This is a genomic window from Propionibacterium sp. oral taxon 192 str. F0372, assembly GCF_000413315.1.
Taxonomy (GTDB): Bacteria; Actinomycetota; Actinomycetes; order Propionibacteriales; family Propionibacteriaceae; genus Brooklawnia.
Genome location: NZ_KE340297.1, coordinates 1465669 through 1480638 on the forward strand (window position 1 = coordinate 1465669; position 14970 = coordinate 1480638).

Below are 14970 nucleotides of genomic sequence, written 5' to 3' on the forward strand. Positions count from 1 at the left end.
TTCCGCGATGGCCGACAGGCAAGAGGATGCCCGGTGGCGGTCGTGTCATTGGGGCTTACGGCCGGGTCAACGAAACCGTGTGGAGATGCGGTCCCTGTCTTCTCCCTGAACGGTCCCACCCGGGTTGTCTGCCCTCTGAGCGATGTGATTTGGTGTGTGCGGGCTTGGGCCGCTGTGGCAGTGCCCGGTTTCAGTATTGGGCGTGTGCTGGGCCCAGAAATACAGGCAGCTATCTGGAAGGGGCTTCGTGGTGGACACCGATGCGCCGGTCGTCGTCGCTCGTGATCTCGCGAAGGTGTACCAGGTGGGCAGTGCTCCCGTCGTCGCCCTGAACCGGGTCAGCCTGGAGATTCCGCGTGGCACCTTCGCCGCGGTGGTAGGCACCTCCGGTTCCGGGAAGTCAACCCTGCTGAATATGCTCGGCGGGCTGGAGAAGCCGACTGCCGGTGAGGTGTGGGTGGCCGGGCAGCCGCTGCACAGCTTCGGCGAGGATGAGCTGGTGAAGTTCCGGCGCGAGAATGTCGGTTTCGTCTTCCAGTCCTTCAACCTCATCGCATCCATGACTGCCATGGAGAATGTCGCCTGGCCGCTCGCCTTCCAGGGTGTTGGCAAGCAAGAACGCTTAGTTAGGGCTAGGGCAGCCCTGATGCGGATGGGCTTGGAATCTCATCTCGACCACCGCCCGAACCAGATGTCCGGTGGCCAGCAGCAGCGTGTCGGCATCGCACGGGCGCTGGTGGTCAATCCCAGCATCGTCTTCGCCGACGAACCCACCGGCAACCTCGATTCACGCACCGCCGAGACCACCTTGAACCTGTTCCGGCAGCTGTGCACCAGATACCACCAGACCTGGGTGATGGTCACCCACGACAACCACCTGGCATCCTTCGCAGACATGGTCATCAGGATCAGCGATGGCCGTATTGTCTCGGTGGAGCGCCCCAATCATGATGGCGCAGCCGTCCCCGCTGCCGCCCCAATGGGAACGAGCCCCGATAGGAGCCGATGATGATTCGCCGTGTTCTAGCAGTGATTGCCGCGCTGGCGGCCATGGTGCTGACGCCCTTGGCGACGGCGCATGCCGACGACCCGGTGGAGCCGCCGAAAACAGCCAATGTCCGGGTCGGGCAGGGTGCCGTGCCTCAGGGCAGGGCCGGTGGAGAGATGAACGTCACCATCCCGCTGACGAACGTGGGGGATGGCGAAGCGCGGGATGTCGTCATTGTTCCGCAGATCTCGACCAAGTCGGCATCCTTCCCCTTCAAGATCACTCAGCAGTACTACGCGAAGCGGGTTGACCAGCCCATCGCTCCCGGCAGCACGGTGGATGTCGATCTGGGCAACTTCACCCTGCGGGATGACCTGGCCAGCGGCTACTATGCGCTGCCGCTCAAGGTTCTGTACAAGCAGCCGCAGGACGGGAAGACAGAGATCGTTGACACGGCGGTCTACATTGGTGTTGAGGGTGTTGCAACTCCGCCATCAGACAACCCTTCTGCGCCCGGCAATCCTGCTCCGAATGTTCCGGCTCCCATCACTACAGCTCCGCCGCAATCCCTTGAGGTCAGTCTCAATCAAGGTGGCGGTGTACCCAACTACGGTGGTGGGGGAGGAGCCCCGCAGGTCGACACCCCGGGTGGTACAGGTGCGGCGCCTGCCGGTTCCACCGGTGGGTCCTCGGTACCTCGTGTGCTGATCACCTCCTTCACCACCGATCCGCCCGAGGTGCTGGCAGGCTCCAACTTCAAACTGGCGCTCACTTTGACGAATATGTCGTCGGATACCTCAATCGGGAACCTGAAACTTACCGTCGGCTCGGCTGAGTCCTCGCTGCTGCCGGTCAACGGCGCATCCTCGGCCTACGTGGCCGCCATCGGTGCGGGTGCTGCGGCCGGGGTCACCTTGGAGTACCGGGCCCTGCCGACCCTGGAGGAGCGCCCCTATCAGCTGACCGTGCGCCTGGAATACGAAAATGGTGCCGATCGTTCCCCGGTGACCGCCGAGGAGACGATCGCTGTTGTCGTCAAGCAGCCGTCGCGGGCCGACACCTCCACCCTGAAGGTGACCCCGGATTCGCTGTCGGTTGGGGAGGAAGCCAATGTCTCTTTCACCGTGCAGAATCTCGGCAAATCCGTGCTCTACAACACCCGGGTGAAGCTCAAGGACAACAAAACACTGAAATCCGAAGGTACTTTCATCGGAAACATCGCCCCCGGGACGGCCGGTGCTGCCGATGTGATGCTTTCTGCCGAGAAGGAAGGCAAGACCAAGGCGGTTCTCGAGATCTCCTATGAGGATTCCTCCGGCAAGCCCTCTTCCTTCGAGCGGACCCTAGATCTGGATATCACGCAGGCGGTTGCCGCACCCAAGAACCCGGGCAGCGACCAGGCATCGGGCCAGGGTATGGGGTTGTTGCTCCCCCTGCTTCTCCTGCTCTTGGTGGCCGGTGCCGTCGCTGGGTTCGTGTTGAACCAGCGTCGCAAGAAACGCCGCGCCGAAGAACTGGCAGAGTCGATGGCCCAGCTGGATTCCACCCCGATCTTCCCGCCCGACTTCCAGTGAGTGGCGATGAAGTGGTCTGATCTGCTCCAATCGAGTCTCAGCGCGCTGCGTCAACGGTTCTTTCGCACCGCGATGACGGTGTTGGGTGTGATCATCGGAACGATGTCGGTGGTCGTCATGGTCTCGCTGGGTGTGGGCATGTCGCAATCCCTGGTCGATGATTCCGCCGACGATGCGAGCCTTACCAGGGTAACGGTGACCGGCGGCGAGAACACCTCCGAGGATGGTCGCAAGGTCACCAAGGTGATGAACAAATCGACCATTCAGAATCTGTCGCGCATAGCCGGGGTGAATGCCGTGGTTCCCGTCTATCAGGTGAGTCTCAAGGCGACCGCCGGCGGGAAGTCGGGTTCCTTGACGGTGGTCGGCATCCCGGCCGATGCCATGGAATCCCAGGGGTTCAAGCTCGCCCAGGGCCAGATTCCAACGCGTGGCGATGGGTTTGCACTGGTGATGGGCTCCAAGGTGGACTGGGAGTTCGGTGTCTCCGCGGCCCAGAAGCAGCAGGGAGAACAGGGACATATGGATTGGATGCATGAGCAGGTCTTTGTCGACCTCGGCATCCAGGGCTCCTCTGATTCCCCCACCGGCGGCGGTGGGGCGGCTGGCGGCAGCGGTACCACCACCGGGGACGGTGGTTCCACGACGGATGGGACGACAGGTGGCTCTAGTGGTGGGACGACCGGCGGATCTGGCGGCGGGGCGATGGGTGGCACCAGCGGGGGCGGTGGTTCCACGACGGGTGGCGGCACCACCGGTGGGTTCGCATCATCGGCGCCCAGGAAGGTCGTCGCACCGGTGAGCGGGGTGCTGGCCGGTAATCCCAATACCTACTCCTCCGACGACTTCAGTACCTTTGTCGACTTGGACCGGCTCATTGATGCGATGCGCAAGGCTAATCCTTCTCAGGCGCTGCCGGGTCAGCCCGCCACCGCCGACGGAAGGCCACGCGGAACCGATTTCGTCTACTCCCAGGTGTATCTGAATGCTGAGAGCCCGCAGCGGGCCGAAGAACTGACTAGTGAGCTGCGCCAGGAGGGTTACAGCACTACATCCAATATTGAGTTGATCAAGCAGATGCAACAGACCGCAGGCATCGTCCAAGCCGTGTTTGGAGCGATCGGTTTCATCTCCTTGCTGGTCGCGGCCATCGGTATCGCTAACACGATGATGATGTCGGTCTACGAGCGCACCAAGCAGATCGGCGTGATGAAGGTTCTGGGTGCCTCGTTACGTGACATCAGGCGGATGTTCCTTGTCGAATCGGCCTTCATCGGATTCTTTGGTGGGTTCACGGGTCTGATCTTGTCGTGGTTGATCTCCTTGGTGATGAATGCAGCGCTGGCCGGGCTTACCTCGGTGGCTGGTTCAGACCCGAAACCGATCTCGATCATCCCGGTCTGGTTAGCTCTGGCATCGGTCATCTTCGCGACGCTCATCGGAACCCTCGCTGGAGTTATGCCAGCCCAGCGGGCGATGAAGCTTTCCCCGCTGGCTGCGATCCGATCTGAGTAAATCAGGGCGAATCAGGCCAGTCTCGGGGTGATCTCGATCCTGAAATGTCCACCTCGGATGCTAGGTTGAATGGGCTGTCGGCCACGACCCCCGTGGCCGGTAGTGCGATGAGGACCGGAGGACGGCAATGACGAGCGATTCGCTGCGTTCAGCACTGGCAGAGTTGGCCGAGGTGGCCGAGGACCTGGATATCGATGCCGACACCGCGCGAAATGAGGGACTCCACTTGGCTGCGGCCCTCGCGGAGCCAGCCCCCGGGGCCTTCCAAGACTGGGCCAGTGCCCAAGAAATTCCCGCCGACGCGACCGCCTTCTTCGCGGCGGCAGCCAAGGGCAGGAGATATCGCGTCGTGCCCACGCCAACGTTGGCTTCGCTCAGTGGCGCCAATGCCGATTCCTACCGCAATGCCCTTGCCAAGGTGATCCAAGCCTCCTGTCTGCTGGGCACCCCCAATGCCCAGGTTGCGGAGAACGCATCCGCCGCATTGATGGCCCAGGCAGGAACGGCCCCGACGCCGGGGGGTGCCCCCACTCAGTCGGCAGTCCCTGCGCAATCCCCGCCCGGGTCCACCTCAATGCCCGGGACCAACCCCTTCGAGCTTCCCCCCCAGGTGCAGGCCTCCGCCGACCGGCTCAAGGCGATGGAGGAGTTCTCCAAGGTGGGCAACCAGATGTTCTCTGGGGTACTTGCTCAGATGCAGGAGAATCAGGCCCGTCTGGAAGCGATGCGCACCCAGTCCTTCATCCCATCCTTTCCCACCTCACCCGCCCTGCCCACCGGCGATGCCCCTAACCCTGGAGCAGCCCCGGTTCAGGAGCAGGCTCCCGTCCAGGCCATCCAGTCCCCAGAACAACCCGGTGCCGAGCAACCCGAACCGGAGGAGGAGCCGCGTTCGGTGGAGGAGCTACTCGCCGAACTTGACGAGCTCACCGGACTCGACGAAGTGAAGTCGGAGATCCGTCGTCAGGCCGCGATTCTCAAGGTGCAGGCCAAGCGGGCCGATGCTGGGCTGAAGGTGCCTACCATCACCCGCCACTTGGTCTTCGTCGGTAATCCGGGCACCGGCAAGACGACCGTCGCCCGGTTGGTGTCCGGCATCTACAAGGCCTTGGGTCTGCTCTCCAAGGGGCAGCTCGTCGAGGTGGACCGCTCTGAACTGGTAGCCGGTTATTTGGGCCAGACCGCGACGAAGACATCGGAGGTGGCGGCCTCCGCGATTGGTGGGGTGCTGTTCATTGATGAGGCCTATTCGCTATCTGGTGACCAGTACGGCGAGGAGTCGATCAACACGTTGGTCAAGGAGATGGAGGACAACCGCGATGACCTGGTGGTCATCGTCGCCGGTTACCCCGGTCCGATGAAAACCTTCATCGCCGAGAATCCCGGACTGGCCTCACGGTTCCGTACCACGATGCAGTTCGCTAACTATACCGACGAGCAACTCACCCAGATCTTCACCACGATGGTGGCCAATTCCGACTACGACTTGGCCGATGGTTGCCTTGATGCCTTTGCCGACATGCTGAGCCGTCAGCTTCGTGACGAGACCTTTGGCAATGGCCGCTACTGCCGCAATGTGCTGGAAGCAGCGATCGGTCACCAAGCGTGGCGATTGCGCGATGAGACGGCCCCGACGGTCGAACTGCTGCGCACCTTGCTGCCTGAAGATCTCTACGGCGACGAGGTTGCATCCCCGGGGGACGAACTCATCCGCGGTGATGTCCAGTCGTCTACCGGCGGGGGCGATGACGACGAGGACGGCAATCCAGATTCCAGGAGCGCATCACCCACCCCAGCCGCCGACGAGGAGCAGCAATGAGCGGCCCCCGACCGGTCACCAGGACAGGCCCCGTACCCCAGTGGGGCGCCCCTCCAGCTGGTACGGCGGTTGCTACCGCCAGGCGGGCAGGAACGGGAACAGTTCAGCATTCCCGCACCGGGCTTCCCACCGCGACGGTGCTTGGTTGGTGGCGTGCCGTGCTCGTGGTCTCCTGCGTCGCGGCAGCCGTTTTCGCGCCCGGAGTGCTGCGTTCAACCAGTTCCTCGCTGATCGAGGCTAAGCAGTCAGCACAGATGATGCTGCACCTCAACCAGGCGAAGGGTGATTTGTTGGTCGCCAATTCCGTGGCTTTGTCGAACGCCTTGGCTCCTGGCAATGGCAAGGTGGTGGCTGAGACAGGGGCTGCCATGGAGGCGCTCACCTCGGCTGCCGATGTCGCCAGCGATGCGGGAACGAACGATGATCGACTCACTCAGTTGGCAGAGGTCTCCTCCGGGGTGGTTACCTACGTGGCGGCTGTATCGGCCGCAGGCACCGATGCGAATGCGGTGAACACCGCCAGCAACCAACTGCGCGAATCGGTGCTGCCCACCCTCGATTCCCTCATCGCGGCCGAGAAGCAGGACATTGAGGATGCCCGTAACTCGGCCAGTTGGGCGGTGATCGTCTGGATGGGCGGTATCAGCCTGCTCATCGTGCTGGCCAGCATCCACTGTGCCAAGCGCACCCGGCGGGTGCTGAACCTCGGGCTGGTCGCCGCGTTGGCCTTCTCAGGAGTTGGAGTGTGGCAGTCGTCGCAGCTTGTTGGGTCCTTGTCCGACGGGACCTCGGCGCGGTCGATTGATAGTGCTGCCACTGCGGGTTCGGCCTATTCGGCCTTGGGTGCTGCCCGTGATGCCCAGCTGCGCTACGTGGTGAGCAGCGCTGCGACGCGGGACGGCATCTCCAATGAGTTCACCGCGAGTCTCCCCACCGTGCGTGACGCCGTCGCGGCCCTCGACCCGGCAAACCAGACCGTCCTTGAGCATATCGACGCTTTTGGGACTTCCTTCGAGACGCTGCAAAAGGACATGGCTGATGGCACGCTCAATGGCGGTCTCCCCGCCGCCAGCGATTTCACGGAAGTGCGTGATTGGTCGGCCACCCAGATCAAGAATTCCCACGGCGATCTGGCCTCGACGGTTGGCGGGCGGGCCTCCTCGGTAGAGCAGAAGTCGAACATGGTGGCCATTCTCATGGCCGCGGCTGCGATTGCATCGGTTGTCGGGCTTTCCAGGATCGTCAGGAGGTACCGATGACCGCCACCGCTCCCCAAGCCCCCGGAAAGCTCGGGCAAGCCGTCGATGCGAATGTGATGCGTGGCTATCTCGGCGCCCTAGATAGCTGGCTCGTCGCCCGACGCTCCGAGCTGGACGCCCTCGACGAGGCAGTTCGCGCGAACAACGCCCAGCCCCTTATCGGAGACGTGATGCTCGGCCTGCAGTTGTGGCAGGCAATCCAGAACCGCTTCCACCGGCTGCTCGCCACGTGGGACGGGGGACGGGTGCTGGCGCCCCAGCTGGAGCAGCTGTCGTCCCTCATCTGGGGGCGGCTCGACGAGCCGGGTTCTGCCGGGGCAACCGGCGCAGGTGGGATGACCCTGCCTGAGGCCTGCCGGATGTCGGATGCGCTGACCGCCCAGTTACGTTCCCGGCTGCAGCTCGACCCGCTGGGCACCGAGGCCGTCGGGCGACTCCGTGACGTGCGCGCCACCATGGAACGCCTACGTGACCAAGTGGCGCTCGAACCCCCGGACCGGGCATCCACATCCGCAGCAAAGTTGGCCGAGTTGGAGGCCCGGCTCGTTGAAATCAACGAGAAAGCGAACCGTGGCGGCGACATCGGTGGGCTGCTTGGCCCGCTTGAATCCGAATCTGCACGTTTTGAGCGTGACCTGATCGTCGGTGGGGTGATGCGTCGCACTTCCGGTGCGGGCGGGGCCTCCGAAGACCCGCTCGGCCAGCTGCGCGCCGATCTCATCGCGCGCGGCAAACAACTAGAGCAGATGATCGCCCAGATCGCCCCGATGGTGGCTTCTCCTCCTGTTTACGCCATTCCTGACGTCACCGCCCTCGGCCCATTGCCGACTGATGTTCAGACCCGTGCGGAGTACGAAAAGCGCCTTCAAAGGGTGGCGGTGGCGATGGATCACATCGACAGCGCCTGGGCCAAGGCACTGCGTGAGTCACAGATCACCGGTCACATTTCCCCCGGTGATTCCTCGGCAATGCAGACCCCGCCGGTCCCAGCGCCGGAGCCGCTTCCGGCCGCTGTAACACCCCCCAGCAACGAGCCGGATGCTTCCGCAGGGCCCGAACCAGAAGCCTCGGTGCAGGCCACCGAATCCGGCACAACCGATACATCCGGCACCGCGGAAGAGCACGGAACAAAGCAAACGGGCCCTACCGAAGCCAATGAGCCAACCACTCCCGGGGCAGATGACGCCGTCGGTCATGCTGACCAGCTCATCAAGGCGGTGGATGACCTGTTGGGTGATCTCGATGCCGATCTGTCGGCACTGCTTGTCGCGGCTCGTGCCGGAGTACGCCGCTGGTCTGCGACCCGGAAGGATTCCTGATGAAATGCCAGCAACCCGGATGCTCCGGCTCCATCTCCTATGGCTACTGCGATGTTTGTGGTCTGCCTGCCGCCACCGGACAGCAGGAAACACCGACCGGCATCTCACGGCGTGCCCAGGCCCCGGCTCAATCGGCCCCGGTTCGCCGTTCTATGCCTGCTCAGCAGGGCCCGGCTCGCCGTTTGGCGCCGACCCAGCAGCCTGCCCAGCCCAGCGGCCCGGTACGTGGCCCTGGTCCTGCCGCCCCTGCGCCGAGTAGAGCCCAGCAGCGCCCCCTCGGTTCTCAGGGCGGCGTCTGCCCCCAGCCTGGGTGCGGGGGAACGATCGTTGACGGCTACTGCGATCATTGCGGGCAGCCGCCCTCCCCGAAACTGCTTGGCACGACCTTGTCCAGCACCGCCACCTCGGCGGAATTGGCGACGGTGCTATTGGGCTCGGCCTTGGCAGGAAAGGATTCGGGGCGCACCCCGAGCCGATCGGATGCCTATACCGCCAGGTCACGGATCGGTGCAGGCATCACCACGGTCCCACCGGCCCCGGCCATCGACCCGGCTTCGGCGGTCATCGCCGATCCAGTGGTGCCCGAGAACCGTCGCACCTGCGCCAACTGTGAGGCGCCGGTGGGCCGGGGCACCGGCAGCCAACCCGGTGAAGTCTCCGGGGTCTGCGCCAAGTGTGGGACGTCTTTCGACTTCCAGCCCTCCATCTCGGCAGGAGAATTGGTCGCCAACCAGTACGAGGTGGCTGGGCCGATCGCCTATGGCGGCATGGGGTGGATCTATCTAGCCCGGGACCGCAACGTCTCGAACCGGTGGGTGGTGCTCAAGGGCCTGCTCAACTCAGCCGACGCCGAAGCGGTAAAGGTCGCCGAGGCCGAGCAGGAGTTCTTGGCAGCGGTGGAGCACCCGCTGATCGTTGAGATCTACAACTTTGTGGAGCACCGCGATGCCCGCTACATCATCATGGAATACGTGCCCGGTCGTTCGATCACTCAGTTGTTGAAGGATCGGATGGCGGCCAATTCCGGCCAGCATGATCCCTTGCCGGTGGACTGGGCACTGGCCTACATCATTGAGATCTTGCCAGCCTTCAAGTACCTGCACGAATCCGGACTCATCTTCTGCGACTTCAAGCCCGACAACCTGATGCAGGTAGGGGATGCAGTGAAACTTATCGACTTGGGGGCGGTGCAGTCGGCGGGGGACCAGACCTCAGCGATCTTCGGCACCTTGGGCTACCAAGCCCCCGAGGTGGTCGAGAAGGGGGTTTCGATCGCATCCGACATCTACTCGATCGGTCGTGCCCTGGCGGTGATGGCCACCGAGTTCAAGGGCTACCAGACCGAATACCAGACCTCCTTGCCACCGCTGTCGAAGATGCCGGTCTTTGCCGCGAACGATTCCTTCTACCGGTTGGTTAAGCGGGCCTGTGCCCCGGAGCCCACCGATCGTTTCCAATCGGCCGAGGACATGCGCATTCAGGCATTGGGCGTGCTGCACGAGACGGTGGCCCGTCGCCGCTCCGGCGGGGCGACCACCGGACCGGTATCCACCCTGTTCGCCCCACCGATAACCGTCGCTAAGGGCTTCGACTGGACCCAGTTACCGCGGCTGCTACCTGATCCTTCGGATCCAATGGCCGACTGGCTAGCCGAGTTGCGGGTGGATGATGCCAAGGCACGCATGGCGGCTCTTGGGAAGGCGCCGCGGACCACCGCCCAGGTGCAGCTCGCGAAGATCGAACTGGCCTTGGCGACGGGACAAACCCGATTGGCTTCGAGCGTCATCCAGGACATGCTGCGCACCGACCCCTGGGATTGGCGGGCCGTGTGGATGCAGGGCGTGCTGGCCGTCCAACAAAACCGCTGGCACGACGCGGTGGCGCCCTTCAACACGGTCTATGCGCAGGTACCTGGCGAGTTGGCACCGAAATTCGTCCTGGCCTCGGCCTGTGAGTACTCCGACCGTCCCGAGCTGGCCGAGGAGTTGTATGCGTTGTGTGCGGCCACCGACCCGAACTATCTGACTCCCTCGGCCTTCGCCCTGGCCAGGATCAGACGGGCCCGCGGGGACGAAGAGGGCGCCCTGGCCGCCTATACCCTGGTGCCGCCCACCTCTCGCGGTTACCAGGATGCCCGGGCCGAGCGGGCCAAGCTGCTGATGGGTAGGGGGACAGATCTGGCCGATCTGTCGGCTGCCTGGGATTCGATCCATGATGCCCAGTTCGACCCGCAAACCACCGCCACCTTGGAGGTTCAAGTGCTGGATCGCGCCATTGGAGCGGCAAAGAAATCCCGGTTCTCGGTGACCCAGAAATTCGGTGGTAAACCCGCGACGGTCCGCAACCTGCGTACCCTGCAGGAGCAGGCTTACCGTAACCTTGCCAAATGGGCGCCGAGCGATGATGATCGACGCGAATACCTGGCCGAGGCCGACGCCGTACGAAAGTGGAGCCTGCTGTGAACGAGATCAACTGGAGTCAGCCGCCGTCGGCGAATACCAAGCCTAAGCTCCGCCTGAGTGCTTCACATGTTCCCGATGAAGCGCCCGGGGTTCCGGGGGGCGTGAGCCAGCCGGTGCGCACCTTTTTGCCGCAGCCGATCACCTGCGCGAAGTGCTCGGGGGAAATTGATTTCGACGGATACTGTCTTATCTGTGGTGAGAAGGCTGCCGACCCGCGGATGCACTACGAGATGACCTCTTGCGACTGGGTGGCCGGGGTCTGCGACCGTGGTGTGCGCCACCCGGGCAATGAAGATGCGCTTGCCCTTGACGCTTCGGCTTTCGAGCAAGGTAGGGCGGTACTTGTCGTCTGCGACGGGGTATCCATGGCAGCCGATTCCGCTGAGGCTTCGTTGTCGGCCGCCCATGCGGCGGTCGCCGCGGTGAATGCCGCTGAGTTCGACTGGGATCTTTCCCCGCAGGCGGTTCAGGCCGCGACCGGAGAGGTGCTTGGTGGGGTGGCCCTCGCCGCGAACCAGGCCGTTTTGGACAATTCCGATCTCCAGGTGCAGAATCCGGCTTCCTGCACGCTGGCCATCGGCCTGCTCAACGGGCGTTCCATGCTGTCGGCGACAGTGGGGGATTCCAGGGTCTATTGGCTGCCAGATTCGGGTGCCGCGATGCAGTTGTCCATTGACGATTCGATGGCCCAGCAACAGATGGATGCGGGCATGGACCGGCTCACCGCCGAGACCGGCGAGTACGGGCACGTCATCACCCGGTGGCTGGGCCGGGACGCTCCCGATGTGCGGCCCCGGGTTTCAGTGGCCACCGCGGAAGGTGACGGATGGTTCTTGGTTTGTTCCGATGGGCTGTGGAACTACGCATCGGATCCCTCTGAGATGTCCGAGTTGGTGGCGGCGATTGTTCGTGAACTCGGCGAACCCACCCCGCTGGAACTTGCATCGCGTCTTGTCGGCTGGGCGAATACCCAAGGTGGGGCGGACAATGTCACCGTCGCCGTGGCCAGGGTTACCGTCGAGCCCGGCAGCGAGACACAAGAGGCAGCGGAGAACGAATTGGACTCGGCGACCGTGCGGCTGCGCGGCTGAGTCGGAAGGAAGATCACGTGGCACAGTTCACCTCGACCGTCTACCAGAACGAATTCCTGCCCGATGGCGGAACAGACGTCAACGCCATCGTTCGGATCCAGGTTTCCGGGGCGGGCCAGGCGGGGACCGACGGCGCAGCCGGGGAAATTATCATCATCGACTGCTCTGGTTCGATGGGGCAGCGTTCGATGGCGGCTGCCCGCCAGGCAGCGATGGTCGCTTTGGACAACATCAACAATGGCACCTATTTCGCCGTCATCTCGGGCACCCATGAGGCCTATCTCGCCTTCCCCTTGGTGCAGTCTGGGCCCGGTATGGTGGTGATGAATGACCAGAACCGCCGCGCTGCGAAGAACGCCATATCCCGGCTGGTTTCCAACGGCGGCACCGCGATTGGGCGGTGGCTTTCGCTAGCCAAGGCTCTGTTTAACTCGATGGGTGGGGCACTCAGCCAATGCCACGCCCTTCTGCTGACCGATGGAGCCGACGAGCACGAGACCCCTCATCAGCTCGACAGCGCGATTCGTTCCTGCGTGGGATTGTTCCAGTGTGACTGCCGCGGTGTTGGCACCTATTGGGTGGTTTCCGAGGTACGCAAGATCTCCCGGGCACTGATGGGTTCCTTGGATATTATCCCCACCCCGGAGAAGATGGCCGACGAGTTCGCTCGTATCATGCAGACCTCGATGTCGCGGGGTGTCTCCAGCGCCAATCTGCGGGTTTGGATTCCGCAGGGCGCCCAGCTGATGTTCGTGCGTCAGGTTTCTCCCGATGTCGAAGATCTCACCCGTACTGCTACCCCGGTCAACCCGCTGACCGTCGATATCCCCACCGGTGCTTGGGGCGACGAGGAGCGTGACTACCACGTTGCGGTTCGCCTGCCCGCCCGGGCACTGGGCCAAGAGCAACTGGCGGCCCGCGTGCAACTGGTCGTCAACGAACAGCCCCGTACCCAAGGATTGGTGAAGGCAGTGTGGTCAGAGGATGACTCGCTGACCGCGCCGATCAATGGCGAGGTCGCCCACTACACCGGGCAGGCGGAGCTGGCCCGGGCTATCCAGGAGGGCCTGGCGGCCAAGCAGTCCGGAGATCTGTCGACGGCCACCTCCAGGCTCGGGCGTGCCGTCCAGCTGGCGGCGGAGACCGGCAACTCGGAGGCCACCTCCAGGCTGCGCAAGGTTGTCGACGTCGTCGATGTGGCCACCGGAACGGTGCGCCTGAAGAAGCAGGTGGACAAGGCCGATGAGATGGCCTTGGATACCGCCTCGACAAAGACGGTGCGCACCCGCGGTGAGGGTGGGGTCGCCGGCGTCTCGTTGGAGCAATGATGAACTGCCCGAACGGTCATGTCTCGTCGAGTGACGACTACTGCTCGGTCTGCGGTGCGGTGATGCCCACGGTTTCGCAGAGGCCCACCACCCTGCAGACCTGCCCGGTGTGCCGGACCCCGGCGAGCCGCGACGCCATGTTCTGCGAATCCTGCGGCTATGACTACCTGACGGGGGTCCGGCCTGCGGGTGCTCCTCCGGCACCAGCCGCCGCTCCGGCGACTCAGCGACCGGCCCCGCAGCGACCAGTTGCCAGACCCACGGTGCCGCAGCCTCCCGTCAATGCTCCTATGCGCCAGCCTGCGGCTTCTGCGATGTGGCCAGCGGCAGTTCCACCGCGTGTTCCGCCCGGCCCGGTGCGGAGTCCCGACCCCCGGCAGCAGTCAAGACCTGCGGCTTCCCCGGAGCGGCCAGTGCGGAAGGCGGATGCCACCAAATGGGTGGCGGAGATCTGGATCGATCCGGATTGGCATGCCGCTCAGGGCGGACCCGACCAATTGCCGTCGCCTGGCCAACCTGTGATCGTCGGCCTTCGCAAAGACACGGTGGTGATCGGGCGTTCCTCCTCCTCTGGCAAGCCGGATATTGATCTGGTCACCGATTCCGGGGTGTCGCGTCGGCAGTCGAGCCTGGTCACCGACGGGCGTCGCTGGTTCGTCGAGGATCTTGGTTCGGCCAACGGCACCTATGTTTCCCGGGTGGATGCTTCGATCCCCGACACCCCGATCTCCGGACGGGTTGAGGTGAGCCATCATGATCGTATCCTCGTGGGGTCCTGGACCCGCATCGTGGTGCGCCCCGCCTTGCTGCAGGAATCCAATCTCTGAGCCATGCCGATGCCCTCCGAGCGGTGTTGTCATCACCGATCACCTCTAGCAGAATCGCGCCCCTAAAATTGTCGGCCGTGACGAACACACCGCGCTATGCCTCTGCTGGATCCGGACATTATGCTTCGATGCTCGCTGCGCTGGTGCTCATCGTCGTGCTTTCTGCGATCGGTGCATCCAAGGGGGTGGTCTTTGGACCGGTGGTGACCGACGCGGCCTTCTTCATGTTCCCGCTGTGCTACATCCTGGGCGATATGATCACCGAGATCTATGGGCCGCAGGCAGCCCGGCGAGCGATTATCGCAGGCTTCGCCGGATCGATCTTCTCGGTGATCATCTATTCGGTGATCATCGTCCTTCCTGGTTTTGGCGATGACTACGGTCTTGCCAAGCAGCAGGCCCTGGAAGTAGCGCTCGGGCCAGTGTGGGTCGTCGTGCTGGCCTCGGTCTGTGGTTACCTCGCAGGGCAGAGCTCCAATTCGTTCATCATGTGGCGCGGCAAGAAGCGTCATCAGGAATCACGGCTCTATCAGCGGCTGAGTTCGGCCACCGGGGTGGGGGAGGCCGTCGATTCCATCATCTTCTGTACCATCGCGGCCTCTGCGATCGGGATCTCCACAGTGGGGCAGTGGGCCTCCTACACCTTCTTTGGATTCCTGTGGAAGGTATTGGTGCAGTTTGCCCTGATGCCGGTGACCGGGCGGGTCATCGGCTGGGTGAAGGCCCACGAACCCAGCTATGGAACCGTCGAGGGCTAAGGGCTGCGACGCCGATCCGGGCCGCCCTCA

At 63.6% G+C, this 14970-nt stretch carries 11 protein-coding genes; all 11 read left to right on the forward strand.

All coding sequences use genetic code 11. The annotated features are described in order from the left end of the window. Positions 1 to 250: 250 nt before the first annotated feature. Positions 251 to 1009, forward strand: a complete 759-nt coding sequence (locus HMPREF1531_RS06845; RefSeq protein ID WP_036898631.1) for an ABC transporter ATP-binding protein — start codon at positions 251 to 253, stop codon at positions 1007 to 1009. Further along, on the forward strand, positions 1006 to 2562 hold the full coding sequence (locus HMPREF1531_RS06850; RefSeq protein WP_156860209.1) for a COG1361 S-layer family protein: 1557 nt from the start codon (positions 1006 to 1008) through the stop codon (positions 2560 to 2562). The genes HMPREF1531_RS06845 and HMPREF1531_RS06850 overlap by 4 nt, the downstream gene beginning before the upstream one ends. Before the next feature lie 6 nt (positions 2563 to 2568). Then, positions 2569 to 4077, forward strand: a complete 1509-nt coding sequence (locus tag HMPREF1531_RS12890) for an ABC transporter permease (RefSeq protein WP_016669205.1) — start codon at positions 2569 to 2571, stop codon at positions 4075 to 4077. 127 nt (positions 4078 to 4204) lie between these two features. Beyond that, positions 4205 to 5896 (forward strand): AAA family ATPase, encoded by a 1692-nt coding sequence (locus tag HMPREF1531_RS06860; protein ID WP_016669206.1) that lies wholly within the window; start codon positions 4205 to 4207, stop codon positions 5894 to 5896. Continuing rightward, complete coding sequence (locus tag HMPREF1531_RS06865) at positions 5893 to 7155, forward strand: hypothetical protein (RefSeq protein WP_016669207.1); 1263 nt, start codon at positions 5893 to 5895, stop codon at positions 7153 to 7155. Before HMPREF1531_RS06860 ends, HMPREF1531_RS06865 begins: the two co-directional genes overlap by 4 nt. Further along, complete coding sequence (locus tag HMPREF1531_RS06870) at positions 7152 to 8474, forward strand: hypothetical protein (RefSeq protein ID WP_016669208.1); 1323 nt, start codon at positions 7152 to 7154, stop codon at positions 8472 to 8474. The genes HMPREF1531_RS06865 and HMPREF1531_RS06870 overlap by 4 nt, the downstream gene beginning before the upstream one ends. Next, the gene (locus tag HMPREF1531_RS06875) at positions 8474 to 10936 is read left to right on the forward strand and encodes a serine/threonine-protein kinase (RefSeq protein WP_016669209.1); all 2463 of its coding nucleotides are present in this window, start codon (positions 8474 to 8476) and stop codon (positions 10934 to 10936) included. Before HMPREF1531_RS06870 ends, HMPREF1531_RS06875 begins: the two co-directional genes overlap by 1 nt. Continuing rightward, positions 10933 to 12027 carry a PP2C family protein-serine/threonine phosphatase gene (locus tag HMPREF1531_RS06880; RefSeq protein WP_016669210.1) on the forward strand — a complete coding sequence of 365 codons (1095 nt, stop codon included), beginning with the start codon at positions 10933 to 10935 and terminating at the stop codon, positions 12025 to 12027. Before HMPREF1531_RS06875 ends, HMPREF1531_RS06880 begins: the two co-directional genes overlap by 4 nt. Before the next feature lie 17 nt (positions 12028 to 12044). Beyond that, positions 12045 to 13355 (forward strand): vWA domain-containing protein, encoded by a 1311-nt coding sequence (locus tag HMPREF1531_RS06885; RefSeq protein ID WP_016669211.1) that lies wholly within the window; start codon positions 12045 to 12047, stop codon positions 13353 to 13355. After that, on the forward strand, positions 13352 to 14182 hold the full coding sequence (locus HMPREF1531_RS13260) for an FHA domain-containing protein (protein ID WP_198011005.1): 831 nt from the start codon (positions 13352 to 13354) through the stop codon (positions 14180 to 14182). The genes HMPREF1531_RS06885 and HMPREF1531_RS13260 overlap by 4 nt, the downstream gene beginning before the upstream one ends. Before the next feature lie 128 nt (positions 14183 to 14310). Continuing rightward, complete coding sequence (locus HMPREF1531_RS06895) at positions 14311 to 14940, forward strand: queuosine precursor transporter (RefSeq protein WP_016669214.1); 630 nt, start codon at positions 14311 to 14313, stop codon at positions 14938 to 14940. Positions 14941 to 14970 lie beyond the last annotated feature (30 nt).

Excerpts from the sequence above, each read along its gene's own strand:
- HMPREF1531_RS06850 (WP_156860209.1), top strand. The coding sequence starts at position 1,006 with ATGATGATTCGCCGTGTTCTAGCAGTGATTGCCGCGCTGGCGGCCATG.
- HMPREF1531_RS12890 (WP_016669205.1), top strand. The coding sequence starts at position 2,569 with ATGAAGTGGTCTGATCTGCTCCAATCGAGTCTCAGCGCGCTGCGTCAA.
- HMPREF1531_RS06860 (WP_016669206.1), top strand. The coding sequence starts at position 4,205 with ATGACGAGCGATTCGCTGCGTTCAGCACTGGCAGAGTTGGCCGAGGTG.
- HMPREF1531_RS06865 (WP_016669207.1), top strand. The coding sequence starts at position 5,893 with ATGAGCGGCCCCCGACCGGTCACCAGGACAGGCCCCGTACCCCAGTGG.
- HMPREF1531_RS06870 (WP_016669208.1), top strand. The coding sequence starts at position 7,152 with ATGACCGCCACCGCTCCCCAAGCCCCCGGAAAGCTCGGGCAAGCCGTC.
- HMPREF1531_RS06875 (WP_016669209.1), top strand. The coding sequence starts at position 8,474 with ATGAAATGCCAGCAACCCGGATGCTCCGGCTCCATCTCCTATGGCTAC.
- HMPREF1531_RS13260 (WP_198011005.1), top strand. The coding sequence starts at position 13,352 with ATGATGAACTGCCCGAACGGTCATGTCTCGTCGAGTGACGACTACTGC.
- HMPREF1531_RS06895 (WP_016669214.1), top strand. The coding sequence starts at position 14,311 with ATGCTCGCTGCGCTGGTGCTCATCGTCGTGCTTTCTGCGATCGGTGCA.